The organism is Sinobacterium norvegicum (genome assembly GCF_923077115.1).
Classification (GTDB): Bacteria; Pseudomonadota; Gammaproteobacteria; order Pseudomonadales; family Sinobacteriaceae; genus Sinobacterium; species Sinobacterium norvegicum.
Genome location: NZ_CAKLPX010000005.1, coordinates 12,682 through 29,075, shown reverse-complemented (window position 1 = coordinate 29,075; position 16,394 = coordinate 12,682). Strand labels below are relative to the sequence as shown.

Sequence of the window (16,394 nt, the reverse complement as noted above, 5' to 3'; positions counted from 1 at the left end):
ATGACCGAGAAACAACCGATTATCGCCTGCCCAAGCTGCAAAAAATCAACACTTTACAGCAAGGACAACCCTGATCGCCCTTTCTGCAGTAAACGCTGTAAGGATGCGGACTTTATCGATTGGAGCAACGAGCAGCGCACTATTGCCGGCAATTCTGTCTATGATGACTTGCTGTCTGGCGACCTCGACCAGCTTGCAGAATAACGACTAACGGTTATATTTAGCCAGCAAGGCATCGACGATGGGCGCATTAGCCTCTGGTAATTGGTATTCCGCAAGGTCAGCCAGAGCAACCCATCGTATCAGCTGCCCCTCACTGCCCTGTCCGTCTTCACCCAGCATCAAAGTAATACCGCTATCGAAGTCTGTGACCACACGGGTATGCAGCGCGACGGATTTCTCTGGGTAATCGAAATGCTGTACCAACAGCGCTGAAGAAGATGTCACCTGTAAACCTAACTCCTCACGCAACTCTCGGCACAGCGCCTGTTCGACACTCTCATCGCCATCCACTTTGCCCCCTGGAAACTCCCAGAAGCCCGCCAAATGCTTGCCTGCTGGCCGTATAGCCAAGAGGCAATGCTCACCATCTGCATGCATAATCACACCGACGGCCACAGCCACTACCTTCTTTTCAGTCAACGACACCTAGGTTCTATATTCCGCATTGATACGCACATACTCATGAGACAAATCGGTCGTCCACACCTTGGTACTGGCCTCACCGCGATTGAGCTCAACCCGAATAGTGATTTCTTCCTGATCCATTACCGCCTGTCCCGCTTCCTCAGTGTAACTGGCAGCACGACAACCGTTCTCGGCAATCACCACGTTGTTGAGGCTGACCGCCACCTTATCGACATCGAGATTGTCGACACCGGCACGACCAATCGCCGCCAACAGACGCCCCCAGTTCGGGTCCGAGGCAAACAACGCCGTCTTGACCAGTGGAGACTCGGCCACGGTATAGGCCACCTTTAAACACTCGTCTTCTGACTCACCGCCACGCACATCGACAGTGACAAATTTACTGGCACCCTCACCATCACGCACTAACAGTTGCGCCAGCTGGATACACACATCGGTAATAGCATCGGAAAAGAGTGCCAGCAACTCGCTATCACTGCCATCGACAACCAACTCGCCCTCGCCGGTTGCTGTCAGCGTCAACGCGTCATTGGTCGAGGTATCACCATCGATGGTAATGCGGTTAAAGCTTTGGTTGCAGGCCTGAGTCAATATCTGCTGCAACAACGGCTGCGGCACCTTGGCATCGGTGGCGATATAGCCCAGCATGGTTGCCATATTGGGTTTGATCATACCCGCACCCTTGGTAATGCCACTGATGCTGAATTCAATGCCGTTATGATGCAGCTTACTGGTCGCGCCTTTCGGGCGGGTGTCGGTGGTCATGATACCGCTGGCGGCGTCAACCCAGCCATCTTCACTTAATACGGCAATGGCGTCCGGGATGGCGCTGACAATTTTATCCACGGGCAATGGCTCGCCGATCACCCCTGTTGAGAATGGCAACACGGCTGAAGTGTTTGTGCCCGCATGTTCCCCAAGCGCGGCACAGCTGGCCAAAGCATCGGCCATACCCTGCTTGCCGGTACCGGCATTGGCATTGCCCGTATTGACCAGCAAGTAACTGGGTTGATTAGTCGATAAATGTTGCTTGGCCACATGTACTGGCGCCGCACAAAAGGCGTTTTTAGTAAACACACCGGCAGTGACCGCCTGGCTGGACATTGCCATGACCACCAAGTCTTTTCGCCCAGCGGTTTTAATACCGGCGCTGGCCGTGCCTAAGGCAAAGCCTTTAATTGGGAAGAACACCGGTAAATCACCGTTACCTACTGCCATTATTATCACCTTGCATATTTTTTATTATCGCAGCTGCAGCGATAATATTTGATAAAAAAAAAAGCGCCTTCAACGGCGCTTTTGATCAGACCGCTATGATTATAGCTTGCCGTGACACTGCTTGTATTTCTGACCAGAACCACAGGGACAGGGGTCATTACGGCCCACTTTTTGACCCGCTCGCACTGGCGCCTGCTTTTGCGGCTGCTCAGCTTCGGCATCTGCCGGCGGCGCTATGGCGCTGGTAGACTCATGCTGTAAATCCAGCTGTGACTGCTGCTGTTGCTGCTCGCGGCGCTGCTGTTCTAAACGCTCAGCATCTTCATCGCGGATCTGCACCTTTGACATGAATGTCACCACCTCATGTTTGAAGTTTTGCAACATATCCTGGAACAACTCAAAGGACTCACGCTTGTATTCCTGCTTTGGATTCTTCTGAGCATAGGCACGCAAATGGATTGCTGAACGCAGCTGATCCATCGTCGCCAAGTGCTCCTTCCAAAGCGAATCCAACACCTGCAACATAATGTGTTTCTCAAACTGTCGCATCTGTGGCCCAACAATTTCACTCTTTTGCTGATACGCCTGCTCGACAGTTTCGACCAGCTTTTGATGCAGGCTGTCGCCGTGAAGGTCGTCGTCGTCGTCCAGCCACTGCTGAACCGCCAACTCCAAATCGAAATCAGCTTTTAACTGTGATTCTAGGGCCGGTACATCCCACTGCTCTTCAATACTTTGCGGGGGCACATAATTAGTCACCAACTCGCTGACAACGTCTTCGCGGATAGTGGTCAGCATCTCACCGACCTCTTCGGCTTCTAGTAGGTGGTTACGTTGCTCGTAAATAACCTGACGCTGGTCATTGGCCACATCATCAAACTCTAGCAACTGCTTACGCATATCGAAGTTGCGTCCTTCGACCTTACGCTGCGCTTTTTCGATGGCATTGGTCACCATGCGGTGTTCAATTGCCTCACCCTTTTCCATGCCTAACGCCTGCATGAAGTTCTTCACTCGTTCTGAGGCAAAGATCCGCATCAGGTTATCTTCCAGCGACAGATAAAAACGCGACAAACCGGGATCACCCTGACGACCCGCACGGCCACGTAACTGGTTATCAATACGACGAGATTCGTGACGTTCCGTACCGATAATGTGTAAGCCACCCGCATCAAGCACCGCTTGGTGACGCTCTTCCCAGGCCTTGGTTAGCTCGGCAATCTTATCTTCGGTTGGGTTTTTCAGTGCTGCAATCTCAGATTCGAGATTACCGCCCAATACAATATCGGTACCACGGCCAGCCATATTAGTCGCAATGGTCACCGCACCAGGGCGGCCTGCTTGAGCGATAATATCAGCCTCTTTGGCGTGGAACTTGGCGTTCAATACCTGGTGTTCAATCTTACTTTTCACCAGCAATGCGTGAAGCTCTTCCGACGACTCTATCGAGGCGGTACCGACCAGGATCGGCACTTTCTTCGCCTGATACTCGCGAATATCTTCCACCACAGCATTCAATTTCTCTTCTTTACTGAGGTAGATTAAGTCGTTCAAATCCTTACGCAGAACATCTTTGTTGGTGGGTATAACAACCACATCCAAGCCATAAATCTGATTAAATTCAAAGGCCTCAGTATCTGCAGTACCGGTCATACCCGCCAGCTTGTCGTATAGACGGAAATAGTTCTGGAAGGTTGTCGAGGCCAGTGTTTGGCTCTCAGCCTGAACCTCAACACCTTCTTTGGCTTCTATCGCCTGGTGTAGGCCCTCCGATAAACGACGACCGGCCATGGTACGGCCAGTGTGCTCATCGATGAGTACGATCTCGTTGTCCTGAACAATATAATCAACATCGGCCTTAAACAACACGTGAGCTTTGAGCGCAGTATGGACGTGATGCAACAAGGTGAGGTTGGTGCTCGAGTAGAGGCTATCACCCTCCTTCAGCATATTATTAGCGATCAGCCATTGCTCAACCGCCGTATGACCAACCTCCGTTAATTCAATCTGACGCGACTTTTCATCCAGCGTGTAATCACCCTCGACAGGCTCGACACCCTCTTCTTCAATAACGGCTGCGGTTAGCTGCGGAATAAAGGTGTTAATCTTACGATAAAGCTCAGAGTGATCTTCAGAAGGGCCTGAAATAATCAGCGGTGTACGGGCCTCATCGATGAGAATTGAGTCGACCTCGTCGATAATGGCAAAACTACGGCCACGCTGAAAGCGCTCCTCTGCTGAAAACGACATATTGTCGCGTAGATAATCGAAGCCAAATTCGTTGTTGGTGCCATAAATAATATCGCTGGCATAGGCCTGACGCTTGGTGGTCGGATCCTGCTGAGGTACAACAACGCCGACACTCAACCCTAAGAATTCATATAACGGGCGCATCCAGTTTGCATCACGAGCCGCCAAATAGTCGTTAACGGTAACAACGTGGACACCTTCGCCGGCAAGTGCATTTAAATAGACCGGCAGTGTCGCCACCAGGGTTTTACCCTCACCCGTCCGCATCTCTGCTATACGACCCTCATGCAGGGTCAAACCACCGATTAGCTGGGTATCAAAGTGACGCATCCCCATCACCCGCTGACTCGCTTCACGACAGACGGCAAAGGCTTCGGGTAGAATTTGATCGAGACTTTCGCCATCGCTTAATCGCTGTTTGAACTCGCCTGTCTTAGCGCAGAGTTGCGCATCATCTAAGCCAGCCATCGATTCTTCAAAGCCGTTAACCTGAATAACGACCTTGCGCATTCGCTTCAGTTCACGATCGTTTTTAGTACCTAGAATCTTTCTCAACAAGCGAACAATCATAATAACCTTCGTTAAACCTGGGGGGTTTTCCCCTCTTAATACAGCACAACCAAAATAGCGGGTAGTATTTTAAAGCGTTACAGTTTTACCCATACATCAACGTTTCGCAAGAGCTTAAATCACCAACTGTCAATTATGCTGGTTATTTAATCAAGCCAGCATATTTACTGGACAAAAACGGCATTTTTACAACAAAAAAAAGCCCCTGGGGTGGTCCCAAGGGCTCGGTATTTAAACTGGCTAGCGACTGGCGCGATAAATATAGCGAGAGGGGTCGACTTTGACGTCGTTTCTCAACACCTCAAAGTGCACATGCGGTCCGGTTGAGCGACCAGTTGAGCCCATCAAGGTAATAGGGTCACCCTTCTTAACCACATCCCCCACTTTGACAAGGTGTGTGGCATTATGGGCATAGCGAGTCTTGTAACCGTTACTGTGAGTCAGTTCGACCATATTTCCGTAACCACTCATACGCCCTTCAAATGTCACCACACCGGCAGCAACAGCAATGACCTTAGAGCCTTCCTCACCAGCAAAATCGACACCATTGTGCATCGCTATGCGTCCGTTAAAAGGGTCTGTACGACGACCGAAAGGCGAGGACAGCCAGCCTTTTTTAATCGGACGACCCGATAAAAAGCTTTCGCTGCTCTGCTCACGGTTCACCATGATGTCATTAATTATTTTGAGCTGACGCTCCCGATCATTCAGCTCTGCGTTGAGCTGGTTAATTAAATCCATAAAGGCTGGCGGCTGATAATTAAGCGTGGCATCGCCATCAGCCGAGCTTGGGCCACCAACAGCCGGCTTACGACTAAAGTCAAACTCGCCTTTTGCAAGCTTTGCAGCCTCAGCCACACGTTGACCCAAGGCATCGATACGCACCAAACGGCTTTGAATATCGGCAATCTGCAAGGTTAAAGCCGACAAATCGCGCTCAGCCTGCTGCTGTATATCGGCAATATCGCCGCGTTGACGATCAAGTCTTACCGACCATGTTTGATTAGCCTGCTGCTGAAATCCGTCCTGCGAATTCAACGAGTAGAGCTTGTAACTGAAAAAACTGACCGCCACGATCAATGACAGCAGCAAGGCTGCCGCGCCATACCGTGTCAGTTTATTCAAGTGAAAAGAGTGGGTACGGTCTCCACGATCACTTACGACAATTATCTTCATAAATCGAACTAATCTACTTGGAGTACTTCAGCCGCCATCCCTATCGAGCTTTTTTCTCATGAATAAATACGAAACAAGGGGCCTAAAGCCCCCTGTATCATGATTTGCTAATGCTTACGACGCAACAGCCGCCGCATTAATATATGAAATTGGCGACTCTGCACCATCTTCAAAAGTCACCACTTCCCATGCATCTTGCTCTGCAATCAATTGATGCAACAGCGCATTATTCAACGCATGGCCTGACTTAAACGCCTTAAACTCACCGATTAGGCTGTTACCCAACAGGTATAAATCGCCGATGGCATCAAGGATTTTATGCTTGACGAACTCATCTTCATAGCGAAGACCGCCTTCATTGAGGATACGGTATTCATCAACAACAATAGCATTATCAACACTACCACCCTGGGCCAAGCCCTTGGAGCGTAAATATTCTATCTCATGCATAAAACCAAAGGTGCGCGCACGGCTGACTTCTTTCACAAACGAGGTGCTGGAGAAATCAACTTCGGCATCGACTTTACGTCCTTTAAACACCGGGTGATCAAAATCGATTGCGAAGGATACTTTGAAGCCATCAAAAGGGAGGAAGCTGGCTACCTTATCTCCATCGGTCACGGTAATCGGGCGTTTAATACGGATAAACTTCTTCACCGCATTCTGTTCTTCGATACCAGCGGACTGGATCAAAAAGACAAAAGGACCTGCACTGCCGTCCATAATCGGCACTTCAGGTGCGGTTAATTCAATATAGGCATTATCGATGCCGAGACCTGCCATTGCAGACAACAAATGCTCTACGGTAGACACACGTACATCACCATTTACCAAGGTGGTAGACAGCGTTGTATCGCCGACATTGTCGGCTTTGGCATGAATTTCAACCACGGGATCAAGATCCACACGACGGAAAATAATGCCCGTATTAGCAGGGGCTGGCTTGAGGTTCAGATATACTTTCTGACCTGTATGAAGACCAACACCTGTTGCTCTTATCGCATTTCGAAGCGTACGTTGCTTAATCATCGACTCTTTAACCTTATGAATGCCCGCAAGAAACTGCACATGCATTGCGGGGGGCGGCGATTATACCAGAATAAAATCCTGATACCAAATCGCCACGGTTTACCCCATTAGGACTAATCGGCCTGTCGACGAAGAAAGGCTGGAATATCAAGATATTCCATGTCTTTGTCGGCGCCAGCAGTGCTCGGCTCAGGAACAGCTGCAGCCTTAGGGCTGAGTGCATCTGTTGTTCGCTTACGCATTACCGTTGGTCGGTCCAGCTCATTGTAGTTCGGCAGCCCATTAGACTTTCGTGTGTTGTCCACCACAGGCTTGACCGGCACTTCCTGCAGATCATCGCCGAGGCCTGTTGCAACAACAGTCACACGGATCTCGTCAGACATCTCCGCGTCAATAACCGTACCGACAACAACAGTCGCATTATCAGAGGCAAAGTCTTCAACCGTGTCGCCGACATCGGTAAATTCACCCAGCGACAGATCCAAGCCTGCGGTAATGTTTACCAAGATACCGCGTGCACCCTGCAGATTCACATCTTCCAGCAGCGGACTGCGAATTGCTGCCTCAGCCGCTTCCTGCGCACGATTGTCGCCGGTTGCAGTGCCCGTGCCCATCATCGCCATACCCATTTCAGACATGACAGTCTTCACGTCGGCGAAATCGACATTGATCATACCCGGGCGGATAATCAAATCGGCAATACCTTGAACCGCACCTAACAGAACATCATTGGCGGCCTTAAAGGCATCGAGCAACGATGTGGTCTTTCCCAACACCGACAGTAGTTTCTCGTTCGGGATGGTAATCAATGAGTCAACATGCTCGCCCAGCTCTTTCAGGCCTTCGTCAGCAATCTTCATTCGTTTGCGGCCTTCGAATGGGAACGGCTTGGTCACTACAGCAACGGTCAAAATCCCCATTTCACGAGCTACTTCAGCGACAACCGGCGCCGCCCCAGTACCCGTACCACCACCCATACCGGCGGTAATAAAGACCATATCAGCGCCATCTAACACTTCTGCAATGCGCTCACGATCATCCATCGCAGCCTGACGACCAACAGCAGGGTTTGCACCGGCACCAAGTCCTTTGGTGACAGCGCCGCCTAACTGCAGGACAGTCTTCGTGGCCACATCAGCTAATGCCTGTGCATCCGTGTTAGCGCAGATAAAATCGACGCCATCAACATTATTGGTAATCATGTGTTTGACAGCGTTACCACCGCCTCCACCGACACCAATGACTTTAATTACCGCACTCTGCGGTACGTTATCTACCATCTCGAACATAATGTTCTCCCTTTTATATCTGCACTGTTGCTGGTGCTGTTACAACGCTTTAAAAATTTCCATGGAACCACTGTTTGGCACGCTCGACAAAGCTCAGCGATTGCCTTTCTTTTTGTACGATGCCGCTTTCACCCTGCTGATCCACCGCATACTGCAGCAAACCAACCCCTGTCGCATACACAGGGTTTCTTACTATATCTTTTAAACCACTGATATTGGTCGGATACCCCAAACGAACCGGCGCATGAAATATCTCTTCCGCCAATTCAATAGCGCCCTCTATCTTCGAGGTGCCACCCGTCAATACGATACCAGCGGGAATCATGTCCTCAAAGCCGCTGCGGCGAATTTCAGCCTGAACCAGCGTAAATAGCTCATCGTAGCGAGGCTCAACCACCTCGGCCAATGCCTGGCGCGATAGATTCCTCGGCGGACGATCTCCCACACTGGGCACTTTAATTGTTTCATCGGCGCCGGCAAGTTGCGTTAAAGCGCAGGCATATTTTATTTTAATTTCTTCAGCATGCTGTGTCGGGGTCCGCAATGCCATCGCAATATCGTTAGTGACTTGGTCACCGGCAATAGGAATAACGCCAGTGTGCTTGATTGAACCCTCGGTAAAGATCGCAATATCACTGGTTCCCCCGCCGATATCAACAATACAAACGCCCAGTTCTTTCTCATCATCGGTCAATACTGAGTAGCTAGAGGCCAGTTGCTCTAAAATAATATCGTCAACCTCTAGTCCACAGCGGCGAATACACTTTTCAATGTTTTGAGCGGCGTTAACAGCACAGGTCACCAAGTGCACTTTAGCTTCTAGACGAACACCAGACATTCCCAGAGGCTCTTTAATGCCCTCTTGATTATCAATGGCATACTCCTGCGGCAATATATGTAGAACTTTTTGATCAGCCGGCACTGCCACCGCTTGTGCCGCATCGATGACACGGTCGATATCCAGGGGATACACTTCACGATCTCGTATCGCAACGATGCCGTGCGAATTTAAACTATTAATATGGCTGCCGGCAATACCGGCATAGACAGAGTGTATTTGGCAGCCCGCCATCAACTCGGCTTCTTCTATAGCACGCTGTATGGATTGGACCGTCGACTCGATATTTACCACAACACCCTTTTTTAAACCGCGGGACTGATGTGATCCCAGACCGACAATTTCAACGCCGCCGTCTGCACCAATCTCACCCACAATAGCAACAACCTTATTGGTTCCAATATCAAGGCCTACTATCATTTTTCCCTGTTGAGGGTTAGTCATCCCGGTTTCTCCCAAGCCCAAATGGCTTGCTATTGCATCTATAATTTAAATCAGCCATTAGCATTTTTCATTTTATTATTCTTCCAGCCCACTGCAAAGCCATTTGCGTGCCGAAAATCGACATAGTCTATAGACTGTGGCTGTGATTTCAATTCTGAATATAAGGTCACAAAGCGTCTAAGGCGCTCAACCATCAATTCATTACCCAAGATCAAACGAACATCATTATCCAGTACTAACGTCCAATTATAGCGCTCATCTACTGCCAGGCGCGTTATTTTAGGCTCAATATTACCTAGCAATAGCGTTAGTTCCAAATATAATTCCATTACTCTGACTTGCATACCGTCTGGGCCAGCCAATTCTGGCAGTAATAATGGTTTTATCATTCTCTCTGGCGTAAACATATTGCCTTTTTGAGTCAGCAATTGACTCTCACCCCAGCGTGCTATAACAGTCTTTTCCAGCAAAGTGACCGATATTTTATTGGGCCACTGCCGCTTAATGACTGCTGTATCCACCCACGGAAGAGAGGTGAGATCGAGCTGTAACTGAGCAAGCGCTATACCATAAAAATCTTGCTCCATATAAGGCAGTATGACGGCACGTATATCATTCTCGCTGACCTGTTCTAACGGCGCATCAACAATAACCGCTTCTATTTCAACCACCTCGTCTCCATGCCAGGAGAAATCTACAGCTGGCATATTGACGATGGCATAGTAACCGCCCATCACACTACACAATGCAAGAGCGGATAATGCCAGCATCTTAAAAGGCAGCACAATGCGCAATGGTTGCTTCTCTACGGTACGAGAAGCCCCCTTTTGCACCTGCTTTTTTCCCGCTACCTTTTTAGCCATTGTGCTCAGCCATCCTCGCTGTTGAGTGAATCCAGCAAAATTGTTAGGACTAAACTTTCAAAATCTAAGCCCGTTTGCTTCGCTGCCATTGGCACCAAACTGTGACTGGTCATACCCGGAACAGTATTTACCTCTAACAAGTATACTCTGCCCTGATGATCTTGCATGAAATCTACCCGTCCCCAACCACGGCAGCCAACGCTGTCAAATGCTTGAACAGCTAAATCAGCCAGCAATACACGTTCGTCGTCGCTCAGCGGCGCTGGACATATATACTGCGTATCATCAGATATATATTTAGCATCATAATCGTAGAAACTATGCTCGGTTTTGAGCTCTATCGCCGGCAAGGCTGCACCGTCTAGTACCGCCACGGTAAACTCTCGACCTTCTATCCAGCGCTCCGCCATCACAATGGCGCCTTCACCCCCAGCCAAAGCATAAGCAGCTTCCAGTTCTTCGACAGACCCGGCTATCGACATACCGATACTCGACCCTTCCAGCGCCGGCTTAACCATTACCTTGCCGCCGAGATCTTGCATGATCTGCTTAAAGTCACTGCTGCTATCCAGTAACGAAAAGTCTGCAGTTGGAAGCTGAAGTCCTCGCCACAGATGCTTACAACGCAGCTTATCCATACCTAACGCTGAGGCTAAGACACCGCTGCCGGTATAACTTATTGCCAATGTTTCCAGCGCCCCTTGGATTGTTCCATCCTCACCGCCGATACCGTGCAAGGCAATAAAGCTGTGGGCAACACCCTGCTTATTCAGCCGTTCAACCCAAGGCTCTTGGGTATCAACGGCAATACAATCGATATCGCAATTTTTTAATGCCTGCAGTACTGCTGCGCCACTTTGTAGCGAAACATCACGCTCTCTTGCCTTACCACCGTAAAGTACAGCGACAGGGCTGGTTAACTTTTGTTTTAACTCGGCAATCAGTTGATTAATCACTTGATCAACTCCTTCGCCGCCAATTGCTTAGCCAACAGACCAACATTACCAGCGCCTTGAGTAAGCACAATGTCGCCAGCCTTGACAATGGTAGGCAGTAACTCCGCTGCTTTTTCAATATCTTCGACATAAATTGGTTCAATTGAACCGCGCAATCTTAAACTGCGGCATAAGCTTTTACTGTCAGCACCGACTATCGGCTCCTCACCGGCAGAATAAACCTCCAGCAACACCAACTCATCATTGCCCGATAAAACCTCAACAAAATCTTCGTATAAATCCCGTGTTCGAGAATATCTGTGTGGCTGGTATAACATGAGAAGGCGACGATCTGGCCAACCTGCACGGACAGCACTGATCGTTGCCGCAACCTCTGTTGGGTGATGGCCATAGTCATCGACCAGCATGGCTGTGCCCTCGCCCACCTGGTAATTACCATAAACCTGAAAACGGCGACCCACACCCTGAAACTTCAGTAGCCCGGCAATAATAGCGGCGTCATCAACCCCCTCATCCGTGGCCACAGCAACAGCAGCCGCGGCATTCAAAACGTTATGATGGCCCGGCATATTAACCACAAGATCTAAGCTTTTTTTGCCATCGGGACGGGTAATGCTAAAGCTTGAAGATAATTTATCCTGCTGAATATTGCTGACACGATAATCGGCATATTCACTGACGCCGTAGGTCAATGCCGGTCGGGCAATACCCGGTAATAACTCTGCGACAATAGGGTCATCCACACACAATACCGCCAAACCATAAAACGGCAGATTGTTGATGAAGTCGATAAAGGTCTGCTTCAACTTGTTAAAGTCGCCATCGTAAGTCGACATATGATCGGCTTCGATATTGGTAACCACCGACACCATTGGCTGCAAATGCAAAAAGGAAGCATCAGACTCATCCGCCTCAGCGATGAGATAGCGGCTCTCGCCGAGCTGCGCATTAGTGCCAGCACTGTTCAGCAGGCCGCCGATAACAAAGGTCGGATCGAGTGAAGCCTCGGCAAAAATGGATGAAATCAGGCTGGTCGTCGTGGTCTTGCCGTGCGTGCCAGCAACGGCAATACCATGACGATATCGCATCAATTCAGCCAGCATCAACGCCCGTTGTACAATCGGTACTCGGAATAATTTTGCCGCTATAACCTCAGGGTTATCCTGTGCAACCGCCGTAGAGACCACCACCACATTGGCGCCCGATATATTGCTATCTTGATGGCCAATAAAAACGGCAACGCCCTTATCTCGTAGACGGCGTGTAACCTCTGACTCACGAATATCAGAGCCCGAAATTTTATAGCCTTGATTCAATAATACTTCCGCAATACCACACATCCCCGCTCCGCCGATACCGACAAAGTGAATCTGTTTAATGCGTCTCATCTCGGGTACTGCATAGCGTTTTGGTGCTTTATCCACACGCCACCTCCTGACAAATATCTGCTACACGACTGGCTGACAGCGGTACAGCCTTAGCACGGCTTTGCTCCGCCATATCTAACAACCTAACTTTGTCGCCCAATAAACTGTTAATTTGTTCTGCTAACGACTCCGCCGTTAACAATTTCTGCGGGCTTACTATCGCGCCACCTTTTTCCGCCAACCATTCGGCATTTTTTGTTTGATGATCATCAATGGCATGCGGCAGTGGTACCAGTATTGAAGCAACACCAACACAGGCAAGCTCAGACACAGTCAGTGCTCCGGCACGACAAATCACTAAATCCGCCTCAGAATATGCCGCCAACATGTCGTCAATAAAAGGCTCGACCCTCGCATCAACACCAACCGCACTATAACGCTTAATAGTAGAATGTTGCTTGCCATCACCCGCCTGATGAAAGACTTCTGGACGCTGCTCTGCTGGCAGCAACGCCAAGGCTGCAGGCACGGTTTCATTCAACGCCAGAGCACCCAAGCTACCACCGACAACCAACAGCTTTAACGCGCTATCGGCGCTCAAACCCTGCTTTCTTTGCGTTGGTGTGGCTACTGTCGCCAGTTGATCCCGAACAGGGTTGCCTACGACCTCACCCTGTTCGCTGCTTTGGAAGGCGCCTCCAAATGCCTGCAAAACCCTGCAGGCAAACCTAGCGGATAATCGGTTAGTTGTACCGGCAACAGCGTTTTGCTCATGAATAACCAACGGTTTACCATTCAGCCAAGCAGCCACTGCTCCTGGTCCGCTGGCATAGCCGCCCATACCCAAGACAACGGCCGGATTTAACCGCTTAACCGTTTTATAAGCCTGAAATATTGATCCAATAAGGGCGAAGGGTGCCTTAATCAGTGTCCCTAAATTTTTACCACGAACACCGGTCACCTTCATATAGGTAATATCAAAACCTGCTGCCGGCACCAGGCGAGATTCAATACCGCGCTCTGTCCCCAACCAGTGGATTTGATAACCCTTATCGACTAACTTCTGCGCCGTCGCCAGCGCAGGGAAAACATGACCACCAGTACCACCCGCCATAATCAGTGCAATAGGTTTACTCATGCGGCCAACCTCCTGCGCGTCCTGGCAGGTGTACCGGCAACCTTTTTCTTTTGCCTCTCTGCCTGATTCTTCGGCGGTGCCGCAACCCTGTCACTGGCCAGCTCCGCTGTTTGCAGCTCATGGCTGATACGTAAAATTGCAGCCAACATCATGACGCAGACAATTAAGCTACTGCCGCCGTAACTGATCAACGGTAGCGTCAGACCTTTGGTCGGCAATAACCCGGTATTGACGCCAATATTAATAAAGACTTGGCCACTGAAAATAATGGCAAAACCATAACAGACATAGGCCCAGAAGAACTGCTCTTTCTTCTCTGCTAAACGCCCCGTTGCCAACATTCTCCAAACCAATAAGGCAAAGCCTAAGACAATACCAATCGCGCCAACCACACCCAACTCTTCAGCTAAAATGGCAAAGACAAAGTCGGTATGAGCCTCGGGTAAATAAAATAGTTTTTGTACGCTGTTTCCCAAGCCGGTACCAAACCACTCGCCACGACCGAAGGCAATCAATGACTGCGTTAGCTGATAACCGCTGTCGTACTGGTCAGCCCAAGGGTCAGTGTAAGCCAAGACACGACGCAGTCGATACTCTGAGGAAACCACTGCCAGCACGGCAGCGCCCATACAGATAATCATGGTCAACAAGAATTGCCAGAGTTTGACGCCGCCCAAGAACATCAACGCCAGCGCCGTCATTGTCATCACCACAACCGCACCAAAGTCAGGTTGCAATAGCAACAAAATAATAAACATGGCTAACACCAACATCGGCTTAACAAAGCCTGAAAACTGACTTTTCACCTCATGCTCTCGACGCACTAAATACCCTGCCAAATACACCACGACTATCGGTTTAATTAGCTCAGACACCTGCAGGGTAATCACACCCAAGCTGATCCAACGTTTACTGCCATTAATCTCACGCCCAACAATTAACACCAGTACAGCCAATACAAAACCAAGTCCAATCAACATCGCACCGGAGTTTTTCCAGCTGCTCGGTGGCAGTGTATAAATACAAAAGCCCGCCACTAAAGCCATAGATAAATAAATACTATGACGGATTACATGGTGAAAGGGGCCTGAATAATTAAGCTCAGCATAATCAATAGAAGCTGATGCCATCATGATCAGGCCGACCGTTGCTAACAACACAGCGGTGGTTAACAACACCCAGTCTACACGCCCATCACTCAATGCTGAGGGAATGGCAAAACTAAGCTGCTTGTCGGCGTAGTTCATCGGCGCCCCTCTAGCTGCATAACAGCCTGTTCAAAAACCTCACCACGGTGTTCAAAGCTATTAAACATGTCGAAACTGGCACAGGCAGGCGACAACAATATCGTATCGCCTACTTGTGCCGTCGCTGTGGCTAAGCTCACCGCAGCCGCCATATCATCCGCAAAGACTATTTTGCTGTTATCGGCAATGAGTGTGGCAATAAGCTCTGCGTCCTCACCGATCAGTATCACTTGACTGACCTTACCATCGATGGCCTTCGCTAAGTCGCTAAAGTCAGCCCCTTTACCGACGCCGCCAGCAATCAAGATTAAATGGCTGCCGTCTTCGGCCAGGCCGTCAATGGCGGCAATGCTGGCACCGACATTAGTCCCCTTAGAGTCATTGAAATATTTAACCCCATCAACCACAGCGATTTGTTGGCATCGGTGCCGCAAACCGGTGAAGCATTTAAGCGAGGCAACAACTGCAGACAGTGAGATACCGGCACACTCTGCCAGCGCCGCTGAGGCCAATGCATTTTCAATATTATGCCGCCCAGGCAATGACAACTCTTCAACAGCCATCAATGATTTTAGCCCCTTGGCCAGAAACTCTTTGCCTTGCTGCAAACGAATACCGTAGTCATGCAAATCAGGCTGGCTCAGGCCAAAACTTATTAGTTTCATCTGCTGCGAAGCTAATGGCTGTGTTAACACATCCGCCCTGTTGTAAACAGCAGACTCAGCCTTCCTATAAATACGCTGCTTACTTTGTTGGTAAGCCATCATGCCGCTATAACGATCGAGATGGTCTTCGCTTACATTCAATACCGTGGCAACGTTAGCGGTCAGTTTTTCTGTTCGCTCTAACTGGAAACTAGACAACTCGATAATGTAGAGCTCTGCGTCGCCATGGTCGAGCAACAAATCGAGAGCGGGAGTACCGAGATTACCGCCGACAGCCACATTTTTCCCGTCGCGCTCGGCCATATCACCAACCCAGGTAGTGACTGTACTCTTGGCGTTAGAGCCGGTGATAGCGACGAAAGGCACATCGACATATTGACAAAACAGGCTGATATCACCTATTAACTCAGCCCCCTGCTCCCCGGCAAATGCAATTGCAGGTTCTTCTAGACTAACCCCTGGACTGACGACTAATTGCTGATAACACGCCAATTTTTCACCGCTTAGCTCACCACAATGAACATTGACGCCGGGGTAACGCTGCTTAAAGCTATCGGCACCGGCGGCCATCTCACGGCTATCGAAGACATCAAATTTGATGCTTTTTGTCGTCAAAAATCGAGCAGCAGAGACTCCGCTTTTCCCCAGCCCGATAATTGCAATATTTCTGTCGCTAGCTATTAATTGACTCATTAT

The 16,394-nt window shown here is 49.5% G+C and carries 14 protein-coding genes; 1 reads left to right on the top strand and 13 read right to left on the bottom strand.

The window, feature by feature from the left end; all coding sequences use genetic code 11:
• Window positions 1-204 (top strand): DNA gyrase inhibitor YacG, encoded by a 204-nt coding sequence (locus L9P87_RS16460; protein ID WP_237445858.1) that lies wholly within the window; start codon window positions 1-3, stop codon window positions 202-204.
• Window positions 205-207: 3 nt separating this feature from the next.
• Here the strand turns inward: L9P87_RS16460 and L9P87_RS16455 are convergent, their stop codons facing one another.
• From L9P87_RS16455 to murD, 13 genes are all read right to left on the bottom strand, one after another.
• The gene (locus tag L9P87_RS16455; protein WP_290368531.1) at window positions 208-648 is read right to left on the bottom strand and encodes a (deoxy)nucleoside triphosphate pyrophosphohydrolase; all 441 of its coding nucleotides are present in this window, start codon (window positions 646-648) and stop codon (window positions 208-210) included.
• Window positions 649-1,866 carry a bifunctional glutamate N-acetyltransferase/amino-acid acetyltransferase ArgJ gene (gene argJ, locus L9P87_RS16450; RefSeq protein ID WP_237445857.1) on the bottom strand — a complete coding sequence of 406 codons (1,218 nt, stop codon included), beginning with the start codon at window positions 1,864-1,866 and terminating at the stop codon, window positions 649-651.
• A 99-nt stretch (window positions 1,867-1,965) separates the two neighbouring features.
• Window positions 1,966-4,686 carry a preprotein translocase subunit SecA gene (secA, locus tag L9P87_RS16445; protein WP_290368530.1) on the bottom strand — a complete coding sequence of 907 codons (2,721 nt, stop codon included), beginning with the start codon at window positions 4,684-4,686 and terminating at the stop codon, window positions 1,966-1,968.
• Window positions 4,687-4,926: 240 nt separating this feature from the next.
• A complete protein-coding gene (locus L9P87_RS16440; protein WP_237445856.1) occupies window positions 4,927-5,862 on the bottom strand; it encodes a M23 family metallopeptidase in 936 nt (311 codons plus the stop codon).
• Window positions 5,863-5,976: 114 nt separating this feature from the next.
• The gene (gene lpxC / locus L9P87_RS16435; RefSeq protein ID WP_237445855.1) at window positions 5,977-6,891 is read right to left on the bottom strand and encodes a UDP-3-O-acyl-N-acetylglucosamine deacetylase; all 915 of its coding nucleotides are present in this window, start codon (window positions 6,889-6,891) and stop codon (window positions 5,977-5,979) included.
• Between the two features lie 113 nt (window positions 6,892-7,004).
• Window positions 7,005-8,180 carry a cell division protein FtsZ gene (ftsZ, locus tag L9P87_RS16430; RefSeq protein ID WP_237445854.1) on the bottom strand — a complete coding sequence of 392 codons (1,176 nt, stop codon included), beginning with the start codon at window positions 8,178-8,180 and terminating at the stop codon, window positions 7,005-7,007.
• 49 nt (window positions 8,181-8,229) lie between these two features.
• Complete coding sequence (gene ftsA, locus L9P87_RS16425) at window positions 8,230-9,462, bottom strand: cell division protein FtsA (RefSeq protein ID WP_237445853.1); 1,233 nt, start codon at window positions 9,460-9,462, stop codon at window positions 8,230-8,232.
• A 50-nt stretch (window positions 9,463-9,512) separates the two neighbouring features.
• Window positions 9,513-10,325, bottom strand: a complete 813-nt coding sequence (locus L9P87_RS16420) for a cell division protein FtsQ/DivIB (protein ID WP_237445852.1) — start codon at window positions 10,323-10,325, stop codon at window positions 9,513-9,515.
• A 5-nt stretch (window positions 10,326-10,330) separates the two neighbouring features.
• A complete protein-coding gene (locus tag L9P87_RS16415; protein WP_237445851.1) occupies window positions 10,331-11,281 on the bottom strand; it encodes a D-alanine--D-alanine ligase in 951 nt (316 codons plus the stop codon).
• The gene (gene murC, locus L9P87_RS16410; protein ID WP_237445894.1) at window positions 11,278-12,669 is read right to left on the bottom strand and encodes a UDP-N-acetylmuramate--L-alanine ligase; all 1,392 of its coding nucleotides are present in this window, start codon (window positions 12,667-12,669) and stop codon (window positions 11,278-11,280) included. The genes L9P87_RS16415 and murC overlap by 4 nt, the downstream gene beginning before the upstream one ends.
• Before the next feature lie 28 nt (window positions 12,670-12,697).
• The gene (gene murG, locus L9P87_RS16405; protein WP_237445850.1) at window positions 12,698-13,786 is read right to left on the bottom strand and encodes an undecaprenyldiphospho-muramoylpentapeptide beta-N-acetylglucosaminyltransferase; all 1,089 of its coding nucleotides are present in this window, start codon (window positions 13,784-13,786) and stop codon (window positions 12,698-12,700) included.
• Window positions 13,783-15,033 (bottom strand): putative lipid II flippase FtsW, encoded by a 1,251-nt coding sequence (gene ftsW / locus L9P87_RS16400; protein ID WP_237445849.1) that lies wholly within the window; start codon window positions 15,031-15,033, stop codon window positions 13,783-13,785. Before ftsW ends, murG begins: the two co-directional genes overlap by 4 nt.
• Window positions 15,030-16,391, bottom strand: coding sequence for a UDP-N-acetylmuramoyl-L-alanine--D-glutamate ligase (murD, locus tag L9P87_RS16395; RefSeq protein ID WP_237445848.1), 1,362 nt, complete (start codon window positions 16,389-16,391; stop codon window positions 15,030-15,032). The genes ftsW and murD overlap by 4 nt, the downstream gene beginning before the upstream one ends.
• Between the last annotated feature and the right edge of the window lie 3 nt (window positions 16,392-16,394).

Coding starts and splice junctions, on each gene's coding strand:
- L9P87_RS16460 (WP_237445858.1), top strand. CDS start 1: ATGACCGAGAAACAACCGATTATCGCCTGCCCAAGCTGCAAAAAATCA.
- argJ (WP_237445857.1), bottom strand. CDS start 1,866: ATGGCAGTAGGTAACGGTGATTTACCGGTGTTCTTCCCAATTAAAGGC.
- secA (WP_290368530.1), bottom strand. CDS start 4,686: ATGATTGTTCGCTTGTTGAGAAAGATTCTAGGTACTAAAAACGATCGT.
- L9P87_RS16440 (WP_237445856.1), bottom strand. CDS start 5,862: ATGAAGATAATTGTCGTAAGTGATCGTGGAGACCGTACCCACTCTTTT.
- lpxC (WP_237445855.1), bottom strand. CDS start 6,891: ATGATTAAGCAACGTACGCTTCGAAATGCGATAAGAGCAACAGGTGTT.
- ftsZ (WP_237445854.1), bottom strand. CDS start 8,180: ATGTTCGAGATGGTAGATAACGTACCGCAGAGTGCGGTAATTAAAGTC.
- ftsA (WP_237445853.1), bottom strand. CDS start 9,462: ATGACTAACCCTCAACAGGGAAAAATGATAGTAGGCCTTGATATTGGA.
- L9P87_RS16420 (WP_237445852.1), bottom strand. CDS start 10,325: ATGGCTAAAAAGGTAGCGGGAAAAAAGCAGGTGCAAAAGGGGGCTTCT.
- murC (WP_237445894.1), bottom strand. CDS start 12,669: ATGAGACGCATTAAACAGATTCACTTTGTCGGTATCGGCGGAGCGGGG.
- murG (WP_237445850.1), bottom strand. CDS start 13,786: ATGAGTAAACCTATTGCACTGATTATGGCGGGTGGTACTGGTGGTCAT.
- ftsW (WP_237445849.1), bottom strand. CDS start 15,033: ATGAACTACGCCGACAAGCAGCTTAGTTTTGCCATTCCCTCAGCATTG.
- murD (WP_237445848.1), bottom strand. CDS start 16,391: ATGAGTCAATTAATAGCTAGCGACAGAAATATTGCAATTATCGGGCTG.